The 21,998-nt window shown below is 73.6% G+C and carries 17 protein-coding genes; 13 read left to right on the top strand and 4 right to left on the bottom strand.

Features of this window, described 5'->3' with window-relative positions:
* Positions 1 to 47: 47 nt before the first annotated feature.
* Together ACZ6ZN_RS04555 and map are read right to left on the bottom strand one after the other, a co-directional pair.
* Positions 48 to 2,582, bottom strand: coding sequence for an ATP-dependent Clp protease ATP-binding subunit (locus tag ACZ6ZN_RS04555; RefSeq protein ID WP_469643014.1), 2,535 nt, complete (start codon positions 2,580 to 2,582; stop codon positions 48 to 50).
* Between the two features lie 177 nt (positions 2,583 to 2,759).
* Positions 2,760 to 3,527 carry a type I methionyl aminopeptidase gene (map, locus tag ACZ6ZN_RS04550; RefSeq protein WP_469643012.1) on the bottom strand — a complete coding sequence of 256 codons (768 nt, stop codon included), beginning with the start codon at positions 3,525 to 3,527 and terminating at the stop codon, positions 2,760 to 2,762.
* Between the two features lie 33 nt (positions 3,528 to 3,560).
* Here map and ACZ6ZN_RS04545 point away from each other — a divergent pair, with 33 nt between their 5' ends.
* The 9 genes from ACZ6ZN_RS04545 to ACZ6ZN_RS04505 all read left to right on the top strand — a co-directional run bounded on the left by ACZ6ZN_RS04545 (position 3,561) and on the right by ACZ6ZN_RS04505 (position 14,843).
* The gene (locus ACZ6ZN_RS04545) at positions 3,561 to 3,812 is read left to right on the top strand and encodes a helix-turn-helix domain-containing protein (RefSeq protein ID WP_469643011.1); all 252 of its coding nucleotides are present in this window, start codon (positions 3,561 to 3,563) and stop codon (positions 3,810 to 3,812) included.
* Between the two features lie 107 nt (positions 3,813 to 3,919).
* The gene (locus ACZ6ZN_RS04540; protein ID WP_469643009.1) at positions 3,920 to 5,731 is read left to right on the top strand and encodes a hypothetical protein; all 1,812 of its coding nucleotides are present in this window, start codon (positions 3,920 to 3,922) and stop codon (positions 5,729 to 5,731) included.
* Between the two features lie 170 nt (positions 5,732 to 5,901).
* Positions 5,902 to 6,744, top strand: coding sequence for a nitrilase-related carbon-nitrogen hydrolase (locus tag ACZ6ZN_RS04535; protein WP_333934262.1), 843 nt, complete (start codon positions 5,902 to 5,904; stop codon positions 6,742 to 6,744).
* Entirely contained in the window at positions 6,741 to 8,027 is a 1,287-nt protein-coding gene (locus tag ACZ6ZN_RS04530; RefSeq protein WP_469643007.1) for an aspartate aminotransferase family protein, read from the top strand. Before ACZ6ZN_RS04535 ends, ACZ6ZN_RS04530 begins: the two co-directional genes overlap by 4 nt.
* Before the next feature lie 29 nt (positions 8,028 to 8,056).
* Entirely contained in the window at positions 8,057 to 9,655 is a 1,599-nt protein-coding gene (locus ACZ6ZN_RS04525) for a PucR family transcriptional regulator (protein ID WP_469643005.1), read from the top strand.
* Between the two features lie 155 nt (positions 9,656 to 9,810).
* A complete protein-coding gene (locus tag ACZ6ZN_RS04520) occupies positions 9,811 to 10,653 on the top strand; it encodes a nitrilase-related carbon-nitrogen hydrolase (protein WP_451878362.1) in 843 nt (280 codons plus the stop codon).
* A gap of 94 nt (positions 10,654 to 10,747) precedes the next feature.
* Entirely contained in the window at positions 10,748 to 12,151 is a 1,404-nt protein-coding gene (gene hydA / locus ACZ6ZN_RS04515; RefSeq protein ID WP_469643003.1) for a dihydropyrimidinase, read from the top strand.
* 11 nt (positions 12,152 to 12,162) lie between these two features.
* The gene (locus ACZ6ZN_RS04510; protein WP_398109511.1) at positions 12,163 to 13,185 is read left to right on the top strand and encodes a TIGR03842 family LLM class F420-dependent oxidoreductase; all 1,023 of its coding nucleotides are present in this window, start codon (positions 12,163 to 12,165) and stop codon (positions 13,183 to 13,185) included.
* Positions 13,186 to 13,316: 131 nt separating this feature from the next.
* Positions 13,317 to 14,843 (top strand): NCS1 family nucleobase:cation symporter-1, encoded by a 1,527-nt coding sequence (locus tag ACZ6ZN_RS04505; protein WP_469643001.1) that lies wholly within the window; start codon positions 13,317 to 13,319, stop codon positions 14,841 to 14,843.
* A 29-nt stretch (positions 14,844 to 14,872) separates the two neighbouring features.
* Here ACZ6ZN_RS04505 and ACZ6ZN_RS04500 read toward each other — a convergent pair whose 3' ends face one another.
* Positions 14,873 to 15,541, bottom strand: a complete 669-nt coding sequence (locus tag ACZ6ZN_RS04500) for a hypothetical protein (RefSeq protein ID WP_398109509.1) — start codon at positions 15,539 to 15,541, stop codon at positions 14,873 to 14,875.
* Between the two features lie 351 nt (positions 15,542 to 15,892).
* On the opposite strand from ACZ6ZN_RS04500, the gene ACZ6ZN_RS04495 reads away from it, so the two are divergent.
* The 4 genes from ACZ6ZN_RS04495 (at position 15,893) to ACZ6ZN_RS04480 (ending at position 20,806) form a co-directional block, all read left to right on the top strand.
* Complete coding sequence (locus ACZ6ZN_RS04495) at positions 15,893 to 17,719, top strand: gamma-glutamyltransferase family protein (protein WP_469642999.1); 1,827 nt, start codon at positions 15,893 to 15,895, stop codon at positions 17,717 to 17,719.
* 86 nt (positions 17,720 to 17,805) lie between these two features.
* Positions 17,806 to 18,651: an inositol monophosphatase family protein gene (locus tag ACZ6ZN_RS04490; protein ID WP_469642997.1), complete on the top strand. Its 846-nt coding sequence runs from the start codon at positions 17,806 to 17,808 to the stop codon at positions 18,649 to 18,651.
* A gap of 239 nt (positions 18,652 to 18,890) precedes the next feature.
* Complete coding sequence (locus ACZ6ZN_RS04485; RefSeq protein ID WP_469642995.1) at positions 18,891 to 20,300, top strand: phytoene desaturase family protein; 1,410 nt, start codon at positions 18,891 to 18,893, stop codon at positions 20,298 to 20,300.
* The gene (locus tag ACZ6ZN_RS04480; protein ID WP_469642993.1) at positions 20,297 to 20,806 is read left to right on the top strand and encodes an O-acetyl-ADP-ribose deacetylase; all 510 of its coding nucleotides are present in this window, start codon (positions 20,297 to 20,299) and stop codon (positions 20,804 to 20,806) included. Before ACZ6ZN_RS04485 ends, ACZ6ZN_RS04480 begins: the two co-directional genes overlap by 4 nt.
* Positions 20,807 to 20,824: 18 nt before the next feature.
* Here the strand turns inward: ACZ6ZN_RS04480 and ACZ6ZN_RS04475 are convergent, their stop codons facing one another.
* A complete protein-coding gene (locus ACZ6ZN_RS04475) occupies positions 20,825 to 21,658 on the bottom strand; it encodes a class II glutamine amidotransferase (protein ID WP_451878354.1) in 834 nt (277 codons plus the stop codon).
* Positions 21,659 to 21,998: the final 340 nt, after the last annotated feature.

The following is a 21,998-nucleotide window of genomic DNA, read 5'->3' as shown; positions in this document are numbered from 1 at the left end:
CGCCGCGTGCGGGCGCGTGGGAGCTGCTCGCGCAGCTCCCCGCGCCCCTACGACGGCGTCGCCGGGCTCTTCGTCTCGAAGGCCAAGTGGCCGTCCAGCACGTCCACCGTCACCTCACCGCCCTGGTCGACCCGGCCGTCCAGCAGCAGCCGTGACAGCTCGTTGTCGACCTCGCGCTGGATCGTGCGGCGCAGCGGGCGGGCGCCGTACTCCGGCTGGTAGCCGCGCTCGGCCAGCCATTGGACGGCCCGGTCGGTGAAGGTGACGGTGACGCCCTTGTCCCGCACGAGGGAGCGGGTGCGGTCCAGCAGGAGGTCGGTGATCCGGCGCAGTTGCTCCGTGCTGAGCTGGCGGAACACGACGATCTCGTCGATGCGGTTGAGGAACTCCGGACGGAAGTGCTCGCGCAGCGGACGCAGGATCTGCTCCCGGCGGGCCTCCTCGTCCGCGTCGGCGCCGCCCGAGGCGAAGCCCAGGGTGGCGCCGCGCCGGGTGATCGCCTCCGAACCGAGGTTGCTGGTCATCACGATGACCGTGTTGGTGAAGTCCACCGTGCGGCCCTGGGAGTCGGTCAGCCGCCCGTCGTCGAGCACCTGGAGCAGGATGTTGAAGACGTCCGGGTGCGCCTTCTCGACCTCGTCGAGCAGCAGCAGCGAGTACGGGTGGCGGCGCACGACCTCGGTGAGCTGGCCGGCCTCCTCGTGGCCGACGTATCCGGGCGGGGCGCCGACCAGCCGGCTGACGGTGTGGCGCTCCTGGTACTCGCTCATGTCCAGCCGGACCATGCGGTCCTCGCTGCCGAACAGCGCCTCCGCGAGCGCGCGGGCCAGTTCGGTCTTGCCGACGCCGGTCGGGCCGAGGAACAGGAAGCTGCCGATCGGGCGGTCGGGGGCGGCGAGGCCCGCGCGGGAGCGCAGCACCGCGTCCGCGACGACCCGCACGGCCTCGTCCTGGCCGACCACCCGCTGGTGCAGGTGCTCCGCCAGGCCCAGCAGGCGCTCCTTCTCCTCCTGGGTGAGGCTGCTGACCGGGATGCCGGTCTGCCGCGACACGACCTCGGCGATCGCCTCGGCCCCGACCACCAGGTCCTGGCCCTCGTCGACCTCGCCGTCGCCGCCTGCCTCGGTGATGCGCTGCTTCAGCTCGACGATCCGGTCCCGCAACTGCGTGGCCTGCTCGTACTGTTCGTCGGCGACGGCCTGGTCCTTGTCCCGGGTCAGCTGCTCCAGCTCCCGCTCCATGGTCCGCACGTCCGTGCCCTTGGTCCGGGCCCGCAGCCGCACCCGGGCGCCGGCCTGGTCGATCAGGTCGATGGCCTTGTCGGGCAGCCGGCGGTCGGTGAGGTACCGGTCGGACAGCTCCACGGCCGCGACCAGCGCGTCGTCGGTGTAGCGGACCTGGTGGTGGGCCTCGTAACGGTCCTGGAGTCCGCGCAGGATCTCCAGGGCGTCCGCGGGCGTCGGCTCGGGCACCATGATCGGCTGGAAGCGCCGGGCGAGCGCCGCGTCCTTCTCGATGCGGCGGTACTCCTCGAGCGTGGTGGCGCCCACGATGTGCAGTTCGCCCCGGGCCAGCGCGGGCTTGAGGATGTTGCCGGCGTCCATGGAGCCGCCGTCGCCACCGCCGGCCCCGGCGCCCACGACCGTGTGCAGCTCGTCGATGAAGATGATCAACTGGTCGGAGTGGGCGCGGATCTCGCCCACGATGTTGTTCATCCGTTCCTCGAAGTCGCCCCGGTAGCGGGTGCCCGCGACCACGCCCGTCAGGTCCAGGGCGACCACCCGGCGCCCGATCAGCACGTCGGGCACGTCCGCCTCGGAGATGCGCTGCGCGAGCCCCTCCACGATGGCGGTCTTGCCGACGCCCGCGTCGCCGATGAGGACCGGGTTGTTCTTGCCGCGGCGGGAGAGGACCTCGACGGTCTGCTCGATCTCCTCGTCCCGGCCGATCACCGGATCGATGCGGCCCTGCCGGGCCAGCTCCGTCAGGTCGCGGCCGTACTTGTCGAGGGTCGGTGTGTTGGTGGGCCGGGGCCGCTCGGCCTGGGGCGCTTCCGGCGCCTCGGCGGGCTCGGTGGGGGCGAAGCGGGCCGCGTTCAGGATGTGCCCGGCGGCCGAGTCCGGGTTCGAGGCCAGGGCGCTGAGCACGTGCTCCGGGCCGATGTAGCCGTAGCCCCGGGCCCGGGCCATGTCGTGCGCGTCCAGCAGGGCCCGCTTGGCGGCCGGGGTGAGGGACAGCGCCGTGGGCGGCGGGGCGTCGTCCGGGGTGTGCTGGGCCGGGCCCGACCGCTCGTCGATCTGCGACGCGAGCGAGTCGGGGTTGGCGCCGGCCTTGGTGAGGAGGGTCCGGGTGGGCTCGGTGGAGAGCGCCGCCCGCAGCAGGTGCTGGGTGTCCAGGTCCCGGCTGCCGTGCTCGGCGGCGTACTGGGCGGCGCCGCGGACGAGCTCCCGGGCCGGCTGGCTCAGCAGCCGGCCCAGATCGATCTGCCGGGGCCCCGGACGCGGTCCGCCGAAGAAGCGTGCGAGGAATTCTCCGAAGGGGTCCGAGCCGTAGCCCTCCGGGCTGCTGAAGCCGCTGCTCATGGGCCTTCCGTTCCCGGCGTCCCCGGCGCCCGGGCGGGGGACGCCCTCGCTGGTCGACGTGCCGGGGTCGGGTAACCCGGGTGGCAGCCCGTTACACCTGGGGCGCGCTCGTAGAACACCTTCGCACGATCGCCGACGAGGGGCACCTTTCGGGACATACCGGGGTGAGAGGGGCGCTCAGCGGGCGGTCAGGATCCTCGGGCCGGAGTCCGTGATGGCGACGGTGTGCTCCGCGTGGGCGGCGCGGGAGCCGTCGTTCGTCTTCAGCGTCCAGCCGTCGGGCGCCGCGTGGTAGTGGTCCGTGCCGCCCGCGACGACCATGGGCTCGATCGCGAGCACCATGCCGTGCCGCAGGCGCATCCCGCGGCCCGGGCGGCCCTCGTTCGGGACGCCGGGGTCCTCGTGCATCCGCCGGCCGATGCCGTGGCCGCCGAAGCCGTCGGGGATGCCGTACCCCGCGGCGCGGCAGACCGTGCCGACGGCGTGCGCGATGTCGCCGATGCGGTTGCCGACGACGGCGGCCCCGATGCCCGCCGCGAGCGCCCGCTCGGCGGTCTCGACGAGGCGCAGATCTGCCGGGCGCGGGGTGCCCACGACGAAGCTGAGCGCCGAGTCGCCGACCCAGCCGTCCAGTTCCGCGCCGAAGTCGAGGGACACGAGGTCGCCGTCGCGCAGCGGGTCGCGGGTCGGGACGCCGTGCACGATCGCGTCGTTGACCGAGACGCACAGGACGGCGGGGAACGGGGTCGGCGCGAAGGACGGCCGGTAGCCGAGGAACGGCGAGGACGCGCCCGCCTCGCGCAGGACGTCGTGCGCCACCTCGTCCAGTTCCAGCGGGGTCACGCCCACGGCGGCTGCCTTCCGCGCGGCCGTCAGCGCACGGGCGACGACCTGGCCCGCCTCGTACATGGCGTCGATCGATGTGTCTGTCTTCAGCTCCACCATGCCAATTACTATACCGGTATTAGAATGGGGGGCATGGTGCGCACCCCTCTCACCCCCGAAGAGCGCGAACGCGGCGAGCGGCTGGGCCGGCTGCTGCGTGAGGCGCGCGGCGACCGGAGCATGACGGAGATCGCGGCGAACGCCGGAATCTCCGCCGAGACCCTCCGCAAGATCGAGACGGGACGGGCCCCGACCCCGGCCTTCTTCACGGTGGCCGCCCTGGCCGGGGTCCTCGGGCTGTCGATGGACCAACTGGCCGGGCAGTGTGCCCCCGTGCCCGTCTGAGCCGCCCCGGGGGGGAGCCGCCCCGCAGCGGAAAACTCTCCGTAGCGCCGCCGTAACACGACTGGTGTTGCCTACGGGGCGGAGTGCTCCGGTCGGGCGGGAGTCGGATGATGACGGCGGAACAACTCCCGCTTGCGGTGCGGGAGTTCGCGAACCACCTGGACGGGCTGCTGGCCCGCCTCGATCCCCGCGGCGGCTGGTGCGCGGTGTTCTGGCGGCGCGACCCCGAGAGCATGAGGGCGTGCCTCGATGGGCGCGAGGTGCCTCCCTGGGACGTGGTCGACTCGCTGCTGGGGGACCTGGCCGCGCGGTACGGGCCGGATGCGGCGGCCGGCGAGAGCGCACGGCTGCGTGTCCTGCACGCGGCCGCGTTACGCGCCTGCGACAGCGTTCCCGGCGCCCGGGCCGCGCTCCGGCACCGTCTCGGCGTGCTGCTCCGCACCGAGCGCGCCGCCGCCGCACGCCGGGCCGCCCTCGCCCGCAGGCTGGCCGCGGCCCCCACGCCTGACCTGGCCGACGCCCTCGCCCGGGACCTGGCCTGGGCCGAGGACGACCACGCACGCGCCCACGCCCGCTGCGAGGAGCTGCGCGCGCGCATCGCCGACGCGGGGGTGTACGGCGGAGCCGAGCCGCCGCCCGGAGAGGCCGAGGGGGCTGCGGGGGCCGGGGGTGAGGCGGCCGGGCCCGCAGACGAGTACGCGTACGGCCCGGGTGGCCCCGGTGGGATGCCTGGTGTGCGTGCGCAACAGCAGGGTGTGCTGGTCCATGCCGCTGACGCGGATGCGTACGGCCGGGGCGGGCCGGGTGGGATCCATGGCGTGCGTGCGCACGAGCAGGGCGAGGCGGGCAGGCCCGCAGACGTGGATGTCCAGGGTCGGGGCAGGCCGGGCGGGGCCGTTGGCGCGTACGCGCACGGCCGGGACACGTGGGCCGGGGCCCCCGGGGCGTGGCCGCACGCCGGTGGTGCCGAAGCGGAAGCGCTCGGCCGGGGTGCCTGGGCGGGGGACCTCGTACCGCCGCAGGGCTCGGGGGAGCCCGCCGAGAGGGCCGAGGCGCCTGTGCGCGCAGCGGGTGAGTCCGTCGGGGACGCCGAGACGCCCGCGCACGGGCGGGTCGCACAGGCCGGGGACGGGGACGGTGCTCGGCGCCCGGTCGGCCCGTCGGCCGGGGGCGGCCGCGGGGCTGGGCCCCGTAAGCGGCGGCGCGGCAGTGCGCGTTTCGCAGGGATGGCCGGGGAAGAGGGCGAGCCCGTCGCCGCGCCGGACGTCGCCGGGCCGGGACCGGTTCCCGGCCGGGCCCCCTCCCGCGCTCCCCGTGGGGCGCGCTTCGCCGGGGTCGTGGAGGAGGACCCCGCCGGCCCCGGGGCGGAGGCGAGGGAAGAGGTCCCCGCGGGTGCGCGGGAGGAGGCCGGGGAGATCGTGGCCGCACTGGCCCGGCTGCGCGGCGAGGGACGGAGCGGGCAGGCGCACGCCCTGCTGGCCGAGGCCGCCCACGCTGACCCCGCCCGACTGCCCCTCCTAGCGGACGAACTCCACCGGGCCGGGCTGGACGCCGACTGGCAGACCCTGCTGTGGGAGGCCGCCTGCCTGCCCGCCGGACGGCTGGTCGCCGCCGCGGACGCGCTGACCGCCGCCGGACGGGCCGAGGACGGCCGGCAGGTCCTGCGGCAGGGCGTCGCACGCCCACCGGGCGAGATCGGCCGGGCGGTGCTCGGCCTGCTCGACGCGGGCCGGGACCGCGAGGCGCGCGCCCTGCTCGACACCCACGTCAGGGTCCGCACCCCCGAGGAGGCCGCCCGGTGCGCCGAGCCCGCCCCCCAGCGTCTCGTGCCACTGCTGCTGCGGGCCGCCGGAGCCGTGTCGGACCAGCGGCGCCGCAACGTCGCGACCGCCCTGCGGGCCGCCGGAGCACCCGGCTGAGCGGCGCCGGACCGGGCCCGGCCACTCACCCACAGGGGTGCGAATCGCGCTCCGCCCCGCGGGTTGGCGACGATGGTCTTGGCAAGCCCGTGCCGGAGGCTTACGTTCGTGGCTCTACGGCCCGCTTCTACGGGCGTAGAGGCGCACACGTCGCGTCGAAGGAGCAGCTCATGGCCAACGTCGTACGTGCCGCTCTGGTCCAGGCCACCTGGACCGGCGACACCGAGTCCATGGTGGCGAAACACGAGGAGCACGCCCGCGAGGCGGCCCGCCGGGGCGCGAAGATCATCGGGTTCCAGGAAGTCTTCAACAGTCCCTACTTCTGCCAGGTCGAGGAGCCGGAGCACTACCGCTGGGCCGAGCCCGTCCCCGACGGGCCGACGGTGCGGCGGATGCGGGCGCTCGCCCGCGAGACCGGCATGGTGATCGTCGCGCCGGTGTTCGAGGCGGAGCAGCCGGGCTTCTACTACAACACCGCGGCCGTGATCGACGCCGACGGCACCTACCTCGGCAAGTACCGCAAGCACCACATCCCGCAGCTCAAGGGCTTCCGCGAGAAGTTCTACTTCAAGCCCGGCAACCTCGGCTGGCCCGTCTTCGACACCGCCGCCGGCAAGGTCGGGGTGTACATCTGCTACGACCGGCACTTCCCGGAGGGCTGGCGCCAACTCGGCCTGGCCGGAGCCCAGCTGGTCTACAACCCCTCCGCCACCCACCGCAGCCTCTCCTCCCACCTGTGGCGCCTGGAGCAGCCCGCGGCGGCCGTCGCCAACGGCTACTACATCGCCGCGATCAACCGCGTCGGCCAGGAGGAGTACGGCGACAACGACTTCTACGGCACGAGCTACTTCGTCGACCCGCGCGGGCAGTTCGTCGGGGACGTCGCCAGCGACAGCGCGGAGGAGCTCGTGGTCCGGGACATCGACCTCGACCTCATCGAAGAGGTGCGGCAGACGTGGGCCTTCTACCGCGACCGCCGCCCCGACGCCTACGAAGGGCTGGTGCAGCCGTGACCCACGACCTGCTGGGCCGCCACCGGGCCGTGCTCCCGGACTGGCTCGCCCTCTACTACGAGGAGCCCCTCGAGATCACCCACGGCGAGGGCCGCCACGTCTGGGACGCCGAGGGCAACCGCTACCTCGACTTCTTCGGCGGCATCCTCACCACCATGACCGCGCACGCCCTGCCCGAGGTGACCAAGGCGGTGAGCGAGCAGGCCGGGCGGATCGTCCACTCCTCCACCCTGTACCTCAACCGCCCGATGGTGGAACTGGCCGAGCACGTCGCCCAGTTGAGCGGCATCCCGGACGCCCGGGTCTTCTTCACCACCTCCGGCACCGAGGCCAACGACACCGCCCTGCTGCTCGCCACGGCCTACCGGCGCAGCAACACGATCCTCGCGATGCGCAACAGCTACCACGGCCGCTCCTTCAGTGCCGTGGGCATCACCGGCAACCGCGGCTGGTCCCCGACCTCGCTGTCCCCGTTGCAGACGCTGTACGTCCACGGCGGGGTGCGCACCCGCGGCCCGTACGCCTCCCTGAACGACGCCGACTTCGTCGACGCCTGCGTCGACGACCTGAAGGACCTGCTCGGCCACACCCGCGCGCCGGCGGCGCTGATCGCCGAGCCCATCCAGGGCGTCGGCGGCTTCACCTCCCCGCCCGACGGGCTCTACGCGGCCTTCCGCGAGGTGCTGCACGAACGCGGCATCCTGTGGATCGCCGACGAGGTGCAGACCGGCTGGGGCCGCACGGGCGAGCACTTCTGGGGCTGGCAGGCGCACGGGCAGAACGGGCCGCCCGACATCCTGACCTTCGCCAAGGGCATCGGCAACGGGATGTCCGTCGGCGGGGTCGTGGCCCGCTCCGAGATCATGAACTGCCTGGACTCCAACAGCATCTCCACCTTCGGCGGCACCCAGGTCACCATGGCGGCCGGCCTCGCCAACCTCAATTACCTGCTGGAGCACGACCTCCAGGGCAACGCCCGGCGGGTGGGCGGCCTGCTCGTCGAGCGGCTGCGGTCGGCCGCCGCCCAGGTCCCGGCCGTACGTGAGGTGCGCGGGCGCGGCCTGATGATCGGCATCGAGATCACCCGGCCCGGCACCGACGAGGCCGACCCGAAGGCCGCCGCTGCGGTGCTGGAGGCCGCCCGGGAGGGCGGACTGCTGATCGGCAAGGGAGGCGGCCACGACACCAGCGCGCTGCGCGTCGCCCCGCCGCTGTCCCTGAACGTCGCGGAGGCCGAGGAGGGCGCCGCGATCCTCGAGAACGCTCTGCGGACCATCCGGTAGAGATGGACTGAACCAGGGGAGCCGTCGCCATGACCACCACCTCGGACGCCCCGGAACCGGCCCTGTCGGTCCGGCAGGTCCTCGCCCTGGAGCGGGTCCTCGCCGGGGAGCCCGAGGTGGTGGCTGGGGCGGGCCACCTCGACCGGCCCGTGCGCTGGGTGCACGTCGCCGAGGCCGCCGACGTCGGTGTGATGCTCAGCGGCGGCGAGATGGTCCTCACCACCGGCGTGCTGCTCGCCGGCGACGAGGACAGGCAGGCCGAGTACGTCCGCTCCCTGCACCGCGCGGAGGCCGCCGCCGTCGTCCTCGGCCTGGGCCGGGCCTTCCCCGCGGCCCCCGCCGTGATGCGCCGGGCCGCCGAGCGGTGCGGACTGCCGATGGTCGTCCTGCACCGTCCCTTCCCCTTCGCCGAACTGACCGAGGAGGTCCAGTCCCGCCTGGTGCGGCGCAAGTTCGCCGCCGTCAGCCTCTCGGAGGCCGTGCGCACCGGACTCACCGCCCTGATCACCGCGGGCGCGCCCCTGCAACGCCTGCTCGACGAGGTCGCCCGGCACAGCGCCTGCCCGGTCGTCGTCACCAACCTCGCCCACCGCGTCCTCGGCACGGCGGGGGAGCGGCCCGCGGTGGACGACGTGCTGCGCGACTGGGAGCGCATCGCCCGCCAGGCAGGGGGGCACCAACCCGGCCGCTCGGGCACGGGCAGGGGCACCGACGGCGACGGCTGGATCCGGGCCGAACTGGGCGGGCGCGGGGAGCGCTGGGGCCGGATCGTGCTGTGCGGCTACCGCGGCGACACCGCCACGGGACGGCTGCTGGCCGACCGCGCCGCCGAGGCCCTCGTCCTGCACCGCATGCTCGGCGGCCGAGCCGGGTGCTCCTGGGAGGAGCAGTCCGCGCGGGGGCTGCTCACCGACCTGGCCGGCGGGGCCGTACCGGCGCGGCAGCTGCTGCCCCGGGCGCGGGCGGCCGGACTGCCGGTCAACCGGCGGACGTTCGTGCCGCTGGTCGTGCCCGGCGGCGACCCCGCCCGGATCGAACGGCTGCTGCGGCTGCTCGGCCTGAGCGGACTGGTCGCCGAACTGGCCGCCGGGGCCACCGCCGTGCTGCTCAGCCTGCCCCGCGACCAGGACGCCGTCGCGCTCGCCGCGCACTTCGCCGCCCGGCTGCGCACGGAGACCGGCCCCGAGCGCCTGGTCGTCGCCGCGGCCGCGCCCCGTACCGCCTGGGAGGACGTGCCCGGCGGACTGCGCGAGGCGCGGCACGTCGCGGACGCCGTCGCCGACTCCGCCACCGCCCTCGACCTCCCCCCGGTCGTCCGCCTCCGGGACGTCCACCTGCGGGGGCTGATCCGCCTCCTGCGCGACGACCCGCACGTGCAGTCCTTCGCGGAACGGGAGCTGGACGGGCTGCTCTGCGCGAGCGACGAGGACCTGCTGCCCGTGCTGCGGACCTACCTCGCCACCGGCCGCAACAAGTCCCGCACGGCCCAGCTCCACCACGTCTCCCGGCCCGCCCTCTACCGCCGCCTGGAGGCGATACAGGCGCGCCTCGGGGTGGACCTGGACGACTTCGAGCAGGCCGCCTCGGTGCACATCGCGCTCCTCGCGCACGACGCGCAACAGCAGTGAAACGGGCCACCACCTGGGGAAACGGAGGTGAAACATGGATCCACGAAGCAGTGACACGGTGACACGCCGCACGCCCCGGGACGTGACACGGTGCAACTCAACGACGCGTCCCGGCCTCCCTAGGCTCACGGCACACCGAGCGACCGGAGGTCCCGATGAGCCGAGTGATCCGTGCCGCCGTCTTCCAGACCGCCTGGACGGGCGACAAGGAGTCCATGATCCGGGCCCACGAGCAGGCGGCCCGCGACGCCGCCGCACAGGGTGCCCAAGTCCTCTGCTTCCAGGAGCTGTTCTACGGACCCTACTTCTGCCAGGTGCAGGACCCGGCCTTCTACGCGTACGCCGAGCAGATCCCCGAGGGCCCGATCGTCCGCCGCTTCCAGGCCCTGGCGAAGGAACTCGGCCTCGTCCTGGTGCTGCCGATGTACGAGGAGGAGCAGCCCGGCGTCCTGTACAACACCGCCGCTGTGCTCGATGCGGACGGCTCCTACCTCGGCAAGTACCGCAAGACGCACATCCCGCAAGTGCGGGGCTTCTGGGAGAAGTTCTACTTCCGGCCGGGCAACTCCGGCTGGCCCGTCTTCGACACGGCCGTGGGCAGGGTCGGCGTCTACATCTGCTACGACCGCCACTTCCCCGAGGGCTGGCGCGCCCTGGGACTCGCGGGCGCGGAGATCGTCTTCAACCCCTCGGCCACCTCCCGGGGCCTGTCCGGCTACCTCTGGCAGCTGGAGCAGCCGGCGGCCGCCGTCGCCAACGCGTACTTCGTCGGCGCGATCAACCGGGTCGGGGCCGAGGAGTACGGCGACAACGACTTCTACGGCACCTCGTACTTCGTGGACCCGGAAGCCCGGTTCGTCGGCGAGGTGGCCGGCGACAAGGAGCCCGAACTGGTGGTGCGGGACCTGGACATGGCCACGCTCCGCGAGGTCCGCGACCGCTGGCAGTTCTACCGGGACCGGGCGCCCGGAACGTACGGCCCGCTGACGGCCCCTTAGGGGCGCGGGCCGCATCCGATCTGCGGCTGCCGCCGCGTGCGCGCGAGCAACCACCCACCACCGGCACGCATCCACTGCGAGGAGTGACCCCGACATGAGCAGCCGTACAGTCATCCGCGGCGGCCTCGTCATCACCGCATCCGACGAGATCCACGCCGATGTCCTGATCGAGGACGGCCGCATCGCCGCCCTCGCGGCCACGGGGACACCCGCCGCCGCATCCTTCACCGCCGAGCGCACCATCGACGCCACCGGGAAGTACGTCATCCCCGGCGGCGTCGACGCCCACACCCACATGGAGCTGCCCTTCGGCGGCACCTTCGCCTCCGACACCTTCGAGACCGGCACCCGAGCCGCCGCCTGGGGCGGCACCACGACGATCATCGACTTCGCCGTGCAGAGCGTCGGCCACAGCCTGCGCGAGGGCCTCGACGCCTGGCACGCCAAGGCCGACGGCAACTGCGCGATCGACTACGGCTTCCACATGATCGTCTCCGACGTCAACGAGCACACGCTCAAGGAGATGGACCACCTGGTCGAGGAGGGCATCACCTCCTTCAAGCAGTTCATGGCCTACCCGGGCGTCTTCTACAGCGACGACGGCCAGATCCTGCGCGCCATGCAGCGCTCCGCCGACAACGGCGGCCTGATCATGATGCACGCCGAGAACGGCATCGCGATCGACGTCCTGGTGGAACAGGCCCTGGCCCGCGGCGAGACGGACCCGCGCTACCACGGCGAGGTCCGCAAGGCCCTGCTGGAGGCCGAGGCCACCCACCGGGCCATCCGGCTGGCCCAGGTCGCCGGCGCCCCGCTGTACGTCGTGCACGTCTCGGCGACGGAGGCGGTGGCCGAACTGGCCCGGGCCCGCGACGAGGGGCTGAACGTCTTCGGCGAGACCTGCCCCCAGTACCTGTTCCTGTCCACCGACAACCTCGCCGAGCCGGACTTCGAGGGCGCCAAGTACGTGTGCAGCACGCCCCTCAGGCCGAAGGAGCACCAGGCGGCCCTGTGGCGGGGGCTGCGCACGAACGACCTCCAGGTCGTCTCCACCGACCACTGCCCCTTCTGCTTCGTCGGCCAGAAGGAACTCGGCCGCGGCGACTTCTCCAAGATCCCCAACGGCCTGCCGGGCGTGGAGAACCGCATGGACCTGCTCCACCAGGCGGTCGTCGACGGGCACATCTCGCGCCGCCGCTGGATCGAGATCGCCTGCGCGACCCCGGCCCGGATGTTCGGCCTCTACCCGAAGAAGGGCACCATCGCGCCGGGCGCCGACGCCGACGTGGTCGTCTACGACCCGCACGCCGAGCAGATCGTCTCCGCCGAGACGCACCACATGAACGTCGACTACTCGGCGTACGAGGGCCGGCGGGTCACCGGCCGGGTCGAGACGGTCCTCTCGCGCGGCGAACCCGTCATCACCGAGCGGGAGTACACCGGCCGTGCCGGGCACGGCGTGTTCACCCCGCGATCCACCTGTCAGTACCTCAACTAGGAGTGGTGCGGATGGACTTCGGACTCGTCCTGCAGGCCGACCCGCCGGCCTCGCGGGTGATCAGCCTGATGAAGCGGGCGGAACGCAACGGCTTCTCGTACGGCTGGACCTTCGACTCCGCCGTGCTGTGGCAGGAGCCGTTCGTGATCTACAGCCAGATCCTGGCCAACACCACGAAGCTGAAGGTCGGCCCGATGGTGACCAACCCGGGCACCCGCACCTGGGAGGTCACCGCCTCCACCTTCGCCACGCTCAACGACATGTTCGGCAACCGCACGGTCTGCGGCATCGGCCGCGGCGACTCGGCGATGCGGGTGGCCGGCCGCAAGCCCAACACCCTGGCCCGGATCAGCGAGGCCATGAAGGTCATCCGGGACCTCGCCGGCGGACGGGAGGCCGACCTCGGCGGCGGCACCGTCGTCCGCTTCCCGTGGATCAAGCCGGATGCCGAACTGCCCGTGTGGATGGCCGCGTACGGCCCCAAGGCGCTGAAGATGACCGGCGAGGAGGCCGACGGCTTCATCCTCCAGCTGGCCGACCTCTACCTCACCGAGTACATGGTCAAGGCCGTGAAGGACGCCGCCGTCGCGGCCGGGCGCGACCCCGCCGAGGTGACCGTCTGCGTGGCCGCCCCGGCGTACGTCACCGAGGACGACTCACCCGAGGCACTCGCCCACGCCCGTGAGCAGTGCCGGTGGTTCGGCGGCATGGTCGGCAACCACGTCGCCGACCTCGTGGCCAAGTACGGCGAGCACTCCGCCGCCGTCCCCGACGAACTCACCGACTACATCAAGGCCCGCGAGGGCTACGACTACTCCCACCACGGGCGCGCCGACAACCCGGACACCAGGTTCGTGCCCGACGAGATCGTCGACCGGTTCTGCCTGATCGGCCCGGTCGACCGGCACATCGAGAAGCTGAAGGCACTGCGCGCCCTCGGCGTGGACCAGTTCGCCGTCTACGACATGCACGACGCGCAGGAGTCCGTGATCGACGCCTACGGATCACGGGTGATCCCGGCCCTCAACGGCTGAACACCTCCACCACCCCTTCGAACTCCCCCTTCCCGGCGGCTCGGGAAGGGGGCCCGGGCGCTCCCGAGCGCACCCCCCATGGGCGCCACCCGCACGGCATCTCCCGACCCACTCCCCGATTGGGCTGGCCCATGACCGACACCGCACCCACGGCCACACCACCGACCTCCCACGTCACCCTCGCCGACGGCCGGGTGGCGTTCGCCCCGGGCACGCCCGCGCCCAGCGGCCCCTACGCCAACGAGGACCTGCTGCCGGTCCCGGTCGAGAAGCGCACCTGGACCACGTACAACTTCTCCGCGCTGTGGGTGGGCATGGCCCACAACACGGCCTCATGGACCCTCGCCTCCGGGCTCATCGCCGTCGGGATGGACTGGAAGCAGGCGGTGTTCACCATCGCCCTCGCCAACGTCATCGTGCTGATACCGATGCTGCTGACCGGCCACGCGGGACCGAAGTACGGCATCCCCTTCCCGGTCTTCGCCCGGGCCTCCTTCGGTGTCCGCGGCGCCAACCTGCCCGCCGTCGTGCGGGCCCTGGTGGCGTGCGGCTGGTTCGGCATCCAGACCTGGATCGGCGGCGAGGCGATCTACTTCCTGGCCGGCAAGCTCATCGGCACCGGCTGGACGGACGCGGCGAAGGTCGGCGGCCACGCCTGGACCATGTGGCTGTCGTTCGCGATCTTCTGGGCGCTCCAAGTCGTCATCATTTACCGGGGCATGGAGACGATCCGCCGCTTCGAGAACTGGGCGGCGCCCTTCGTGCTCGTCGGCGCGTTCGTGATGCTGTGGTGGATGAGCGGCAAGGCGGGCGGCTTCGGCCCGCTGTTCGACCAGCCCTCGAAGCTCGGCTGGGGCGCCGACTTCTGGAAGCTGTTCGCGCCCGCCCTGATGGGCATGATCGGCTTCTGGTCCACGCTGTCGCTGAACATCCCGGACTTCACCCGCTACGGCAGGAGCCAGAAGGCGCAGACCCGGGGTCAGGCGCTCGGCCTGCCGACCACCATGACCCTCTTCGCGTTCCTGTCGGTGATGGTCACCTCGGGCTCCCAGGCCGTCTACGGCGAGGCCATCTGGGACCCGGTGCAGCTCGCCGCCAAGACCGACAGCACGGTGGGCCTGCTCTTCGCGCTGGTCACCGTCCTGGTGGCGACGCTCTCCGTCAACGTCGCGGCCAACCTGGTCTCCCCGGCGTTCGACTTCTCCAACATCGCGCCCCGCAGGATCAGTTTCCGCGCTGGCGCCCTCGCCACCTGCGTCCTCGGTGTGCTGATCCTGCCCTGGAAGCTGTACTCCGACCCGCAGGGCTACATCTTCACCTGGCTCGGGCTGGTCGGCGGCCTGCTCGGCACGGTCGCCGGCATCCTCATCGCCGACTACTGGATCCTGCGCCGCTCCCGGCTCGACCTGGCCGACCTGTACCGCGCGGGCGGCCGCTACTGGTACACCGGCGGCTGGAACTGGCGGGCCGTCGTGGCCTTCGCCGCCGGAGGTGTCCTCGCCGTCGGCGGGGCGAGCTTCGAGCCGCTGGCCGACGGCCGTCCGATCCCGGCCCTGGCCGGACTGGCGGACTACGGCTGGGCGGTGGGACTCGGCACGTCGCTGGTGCTGTACCTGCTGCTGATGGCGCAGCGGAATCGTGGGCGCACGGCGGTCTGACCACGCCGGCCGGGGCCGGCGCGCGGCGCTCAGTCCCGGCCGGCCTCCAGCGCGGCCACCGCCTCCTTCGCGGCCTTGATGGCGCCCTTGTTGATCGTGTCCGTGTCGGGCGCCTTCTTCGACTCGAAGTCGCTGCCGTTGTAGGTGACCGTCACCAGCGCGTTGGAGGCGCGGGCGACGACGACGCCCTCACGGGTCTGCTGCTTGTCCTCGGTGGTGAGGTTCACGACGGAGTAGGCCCCGTCGCCCAGACCGGGGACGTCCCCGCCGCCGCTGCGCTTGGCGGTGGCCGACCGGTAGGACCCGGCCGCCGCCTCGTCCGACGCCAGGATTTCGAAGGAGACGTCGAGCCACCGGTAGTCGTAGCCCTTGAGCGCGTTCCAGGAACAGGTGCGGCGCACCTGCGCGTCCGTGGACGGTATCTCCTTGCCGGCCGCCTTCGCGCCGGGCACCAGGGACGAGACCGTCTTCTTGGCAACGCTGTCACAGGGCGCGGGAGCGGCCGTGTACGTCCTCGACTCCGCAGACGTCGACGGGGTGGAGGCGGTCTGCGTCCGGGCCGTGTCCTCGACGGGTCTGTGCGCGGCGGCCGGCGGGGCGGCGAGCGGCCCGGAGGTCAGCGCCCAGCCCGCCGCGGCGAGCACGACGACCGGCGACAGGCGGGCCGTCAGGGTCAGAGGCAGGGGGAGGGAAGGCACGACGCACGGCGCCCTTCTCTTGGGGGACGGACGGTGCGGAGCGGGTCCGCACGGCGGACGGGGACGCCAGTGTCACACGAGTGCCCGGGGCGTGGAAGGGGCGACCGGGCACCCGGGCCGGACCACCACGGTTCGCACCGGCGCGGTCGCGCTGCGCAGCCCGGAAAGCGCCCCTTCGCCCTCCTTTCACGCATATCCGGACTTACCCCAACTGTCGGCCATTGACCGTGACATCGGCGCCGGTGGGGCACCGCGCCGGGCTCCGCGCCGCGCGGTGCCGCGAGGTTTGCGCCGCGGCGCGAGCGGGGCAGGGGAGCGGTGGCCCACGACGACGAGAGGTACCGCAGCCCTATGTTCACGTCCCGCCCCACCCTCCAGGGCACCTTCGGCATGGTGGCCTCCACGCACTGGCTCGCCTCGCAGTCGGCGATGGCCGTGCTCGAGGACGGCGGCAACGCCTACGACGCGGCCGTGGCGGGCGCGTTCGTCCTGCACGTCGTCGAGCCGCACCTCAACGGCCCGGCCGGCGAGGTGCCGATCCTGCTCGCCCCGGCCGGCGGGGAGGTGCGCGTGCTGTGCGGCCAGGGCGTCGCCCCCGCCGGGGTCACCGTCGCCCACTACCGGGGGCTCGGGCTGGACCTGGTGCCGGGCACCGGGCCCCTGGCCGCAGCCGTGCCGGGTGCCTTCGACGCCTGGATGCTGCTGCTGCGCGACCACGGCACGAAACCGCTCGACGAGGTGCTGGCGTACGCCATCGGCTACGCCGAGCACGGCCACGCGCCCGTGGAACGCGTGGGCGAGACCGTCGAGACCGTGCGCGAGCTCTTCGAGACGGAGTGGACCTCGTCCGCCGACGTCTACCTGCCCGGCGGGAGGGCCCCGCGCCCCGGCGAGCTCTTCCGCAATCCCGCCCTCGCCGCCACCTGGAGGCGGCTGCTCGCCGAGACCGCCGGAGCCGGCGGCCGCGAGGCGCGCATCGAGGCCGCGCGGGAGGTGTGGCGCACGGGCTTCGTCGCCGACGCCCTGGCCCGGCAGGCCGCCCGCCCCACGCTGGACACCAGCGGCGACCACCACACCGGCACCCTCACCGCCGCCGACCTCGCCGGCTGGTCCGCGTCCTACGAGGACCCCGTGACGTACGACTGGAACGGCTGGACCGTGTGCAAGCCCGGGCCCTGGAGCCAGGGCCCGGTCCTGCTCCAGCAGCTCGCCCTGCTCCCGCCCGCCCTGCCCCCGTACGGCTCGGCCGACTACGTCCACCTGCTGATCGAGAACTGCAAGCTGGCCATGGCCGACCGCGAGGCCTGGTACGGGGACGCCGCCGACGTGCCGCTCGGCGACCTGCTGTCCGACGCGTACAACGCGGCCCGCCGCACCCTGGCCGGCGAACGGGCCGACCACGACCTGCGGCCCGGCAGCCCCGGCGGCCGCACCCCGCGCCTGTGCGCCCACGCACGCGTGGCCGCCGCCGCGCAGGAGGGCTACGACGCCCTCGGCGTCGGCGAACCGACCGTCGCCAAGAGCCCGGCGTCGCCCGTGCCGGGCGAGCCGGAGATCCTCACGGACGGCACCACCCGGGGGGACACCTGCCACCTCGACGTCGTCGACCGCTGGGGCAACATGGTCTCGGCCACGCCCAGCGGCGGATGGCTCCAGTCCAACCCGGTCGTGCCCGAACTGGGCTTCCCGCTCGGCACCCGGCTGCAGATGACCTGGCTGGAGGAGGGCCTGCCCAACTCCCTCACCCCCGGCCGCCGCCCGCGCACCACGCTGACCCCGTCCCTCGCCCTGCGCGACGGCGTGCCCGTCATGGCGTTCGGCACGCCCGGCGGGGACCAGCAGGACCAGTGGCAGCTGCACTTCTTCCTCGCGGTCGCCCTGCGCGCGCCCGTGCGCGGCGGCCTCGACCTCCAGGGCGCCATCGACGCCCCGAACTGGCACAACGACAGCTTCCCCGGCTCGTTCTTCCCGCGCGGCATGCGCCCGGGCAGCGTCACCGTGGAGTCCCGGACCGATCCGGCCGTCGTCGCGGAACTGAGGCGCCGCGGCCACGAGGTGACCGTCGGCGGCCCCTGGTCCGAGGGCCGGCTGTGCGCCGTCGCACGCGACCCCGGCACGGGCGTGCTGTCCGCCGCGGCCAACCCGCGCGGCATGCAGGGATACGCCGTCGGCCGCTGACCTGCGGCCCGCGTTGTTCATCGCGATTCCACCCCGCGTGCACCGGGCGGGTGGGGATTGTCAGTGCCGCGTGTTGTGATGGGGGAGTGATCGACAGCACCGAAACCATCGAAGAGTTTCTCGCACAGCACGCGTCCGACGTGGAGGAGGCCGTACGGAAGGCGGCCGCCGACGAGATCATGCCGCGCTGGCGCCGCCTCGCCGCGCACGAGGTCGACCAGAAGAACGGCCCGCACGACCTGGTCACCGACGCCGACCGCAGGGCCGAGCTGTACCTGACCGACGTGCTGGGCGCCCTGCTCCCCGGCTCGGTCGTGGTCGGCGAGGAGGCGGTCCACGCCAACCCCGCGTCCTACGAGGCGATCCGCGGCGACGCCCCGGTCTGGATCGTCGACCCGGTCGACGGGACACGGCAGTTCGTGCACGGCGACACCGGCTTCTGCACGCTGGTCGCGCTGGCGCTCGGCGGCACCCTGCTCGCCTCCTGGACCTACGCCCCCGCCCGTGACGTGCTCGCCACCGCCGTCCGCGGCCGGGGCGCCCGCCTCGACGGGGAGCGCCTGTTCGCCGGGCCCCCCGAGCCGGGCCGGGACCTCGCCGTGGCCACCTCCCACCCCGACTACACGACGGACGAGCAGAAGCACGCCCTGCTCGCCCTGCGCACCGACGGGGTGGCACCGCGCCCCTGCGGCTCGGCGGGCCTGGAGTACCTGGCCGTCGCCCGCGGCGAACTCGACGCCGTGGCGTTCAGCTGGGAAGCAGCCTGGGACCACGCTGCCGGGCTGCTGCTCGTCGAGGAGGCGGGCGGCGTCCATCTGACCCGCGACGGCGAGCCGTTCCGCATCACGGGCGGCAACACCCTGCCCTTCACGGCGGCCCGGGACGCGGCCACCGCCCGCCGGGTGGCCGAGCTGCTGTCCGGCGGCGGGTGAGCGCTGCGGCCGCCCGCCCGACCCGCCCGCGCCTTCCGGTGCGGGGGAGGAAAGGGACTGTCCGGGAGCCGTCGCGCGCCGCGCCCACCCGGCCACGCCGCGTGCGCGTGCGCCGGTTCCGGCCGTCCCGGGCCGTGTTTCCCGCCGGAAGATCCCCCGCCGCCGGTGACCGTCCGTCCCCGGGCCTATCCTGATCCCCAGTGGCCGTCGGCTGACGAAGGGGTCCCAAGGTGCCGTCCATGCTCGATGCCGTCGTGGTGGGTGCGGGGCCGAACGGACTGACCGCAGCCGTCGAACTGGCCCGCCGCGGCTTCGCCGTCGCCGTCTTCGAGGCCCGCTCCACCGTGGGCGGCGGCTCCCGCACCGAGGAGCTCACCCTCCCCGGCTTCCGGCACGACCCGTGTGCCGCCGCGCACCCCCTCGCCGTCAACTCCCCGGCGTTCCGCGCCCTGCCCCTGGAGCGTCACGGCCTGGAGTGGCTGCACGCCGAGCTGCCGATGGCGCATCCCTTCCCGGACGGCACGGCGGCCGTCCTCGCACGGTCGGTGGGGCGGACGGCCGCGTCCTTCGGGCCGCGCGACGCCGGGACGTACCGCAGGCTGGTGGAGCCGTTCCTGCCCAAGTGGGACACGCTCGCCCGGGACTTCATGTCCCTGCCGCTGACCGCGCTGCCCCGCGACCCGGTCACCCTCGCCCGCTTCGGCCTCGCGGGACTGCCCCCGTCGACCCTGCTGATGCGCCGCTTCCGCGACGAACCGGCCAGAGCGCTCGTCGCCGGGCTCGTCGCCCATGTCATGGCCCCCCTCGGCGGGTTCGCCACGAGCGCCATCGGCCTGGTCTTCGCCCTGGCCGCGCACGCCCGGGGCTGGCCGGTCGCCCGCGGCGGTTCCCAGGCGATCTCCGACGCCCTGGCCGGCCACTTGAGGGAACTCGGCGGCAGCGTCCACACCGACTACGAGGTCAAGCGGCTCGACGACCTGCCCCCGGCCCGGGCGTACGTCTTCGACACCTCGCCCACGGCCCTGGCCCGCATCGCCGGCCTCGGCGACCACTACGCCGGTTACCGGTACGGGCCCGGCGTGTTCAAGATCGACTACGCGCTCGACGGCCCGGTGCCCTGGACCGCGCCGGAGGCCCGGGTCGCCGGCACCGTGCAGGTCGGCGCGAGCAGCGCCGAGATCGGCGCGGCACTGCGCGCCGCGTCGCGCCAGGGCCGGGCCCCGGATGCGCCGTTCCTGATCACCGTCCAGCCGAGCGTCGCCGACCCGAGCCGGGCTCCCGCGGGCAAGCACGTCTTCTGGGCGTACGGCCATGTCCCGCACGGCTGGACCGGGGACCTCACCGACGCCGTCGAACGTCAACTGGAGCGCTTCGCCCCGGGCTTCCGCGACCGGGTGCTGGCCCGCGCCACCGCCGGACCGCCCGAACTCGCCGCCCGCAACGCCAACTACGTGGGCGGGGACATCGCCACCGGGGCGGCCTCGGGCCTGCAGCTGATGCTGCGCCCGAAGCTCACGGCCTTCCCGTACCACACCCCTCACCCGGCCGTGTTCATCTGCTCGTCGGCGACCCCGCCGGGGCCCGGTGTGCACGGCATGTCGGGACACAACGCGGCCAAGGCCGTGTGGAAGCGACTGAGGCAGACATGACCACCATCGCCCTGGTCCGGGGGGACATCACCCGCCGGCACGTCGACGCCGTCGTCAACGCGGCCAACTCCTCCCTGCTGGGCGGGGGAGGAGTCGACGGCGCGATCCACCGCCGCGGCGGCCCGGCGATCCTGGAGGACTGCCGCAGGCTGCGCGCCTCGCAGTACGGCAGGGGCCTGGCCACCGGGCAGGCGGTCGCCACCACCGCCGGCGACCTGGACGCGCGCTGGGTCATCCACACCGTCGGGCCCGTCTTCGACGCGTCCGAGGACCGTTCCGCCCTGCTCGCCTCCTGCTACCAGGAGTCCCTGCGCGTCGCCGACGAACTCGGCGCCCGCAGCGTGGCCTTCCCGGCCATCTCCACCGGGATCTACGGCTGGCCGATGGACGACGGCGCCCGCATCGCGGTCGACACCGTGCGGGCTGCCGACACGGCCGTCGAGAAGGTCGAGTTCGTGCTCTTCGACGAGCGGGCGTACGCGGCGTTCGCCGCGCGACTGGGCTGACAGCCCCGCCGCACCGGCTCACGCGGGCTGGGGCTCGAAGTGCCGCAGCATGTGATGCCCGGGCTGGACGACGCCGTAACTGCTCTCCGGCACGGCGTTCCACACGCCCGGCAGGTCGCCCAGCGGCTCCGAGACGACCAGCCGCGTCTCGTCGGAGAGGTGGCGCAGGAACGCCAGATCGGGGTGCAGGGCTCGAATGTCCTCCACCCGGCTGCTGTAGTACAGCGAACGGGAGTCGCCGCCGCTGGAGTAGCGGAAGAACCAGATGCGTTCGCCGTCCGTGACCGCGATGGTCATCTGCAGCGGCTCCGCCACGCCGTGCTCCCGCCCGAGCCGCTCGACGAGCCCGGTCATCCGGGCCACCGCGCCCGGGGGATCGCGGTCGAGACCCAGCGTGAGGGCCAGGTGGAACATCACCTCGGAGTCGGTCGTGCCCTCCAGTGACGGGAACAGGGCCGGATCGACGCTCATCATGAGGTCCCGGCGCAGTTCTGAGAAGCCGGTGATCGCGCCGTTGTGCATCCACATCCAGCGCCCGTGGCGGAAGGGGTGGCAGTTGGTCTGCTGCACCGCGGTCCCCGTGGAGGCGCGGACGTGGGCGAAGAACAGCGAGGAGCGGACGTGGTCGGAGATCTCCCGCAGGTTGCGGTTGCTCCAGGCCGGGCCCGTGTCGCGGATGACGGCCGGCGTGCTCAGGTGCGAGGCGTACCAGCCGACGCCGAAGCCGTCGCCGTTGGTGGTCTCCACGCCCATCCGTGCGTGCAGGCTCTGGTCGATCAGCGAGTGCTCCGGCCGGTACAGCACGTCGTCGAGCAGCACGGGAGTGCCGGAGTAGGCGAGCCAGCGGCACATGATCGGTACCCCCGTTCCGAGCCGCCCGGACGCTCCCGGGTCTGCGGCTCCTCGGCTGCGGATGGCGACGGCGGCGCGTCGGGTGCCCGAGCGCGTGGCCCCAGCCAACCAGGGCCCCGCGCACGGCCGCATCGCCCGTGACGGGTGGTTGCGCGGCCGGAGCGTGCCGCGGGGGCGGGGTGAAGCGCGCCCCGCTGGAGGCCCGGCCGCAACACGGCACCGCGGGCCGCCCTCGGTCGGCCCCGTGGAGGAACCGTGGGCACGGCAGCGGGACGTGCTGTCCGGCGCCGAGTTCCGCGTGCCGGTGGGCGACGGCCGGGGGGAGCGGGCGGCTGCGCCG

This window comes from Streptomyces sp. NPDC053665, assembly GCF_055585285.1.
This window is presented reverse-complemented; position numbering and strand designations above follow the sequence as displayed.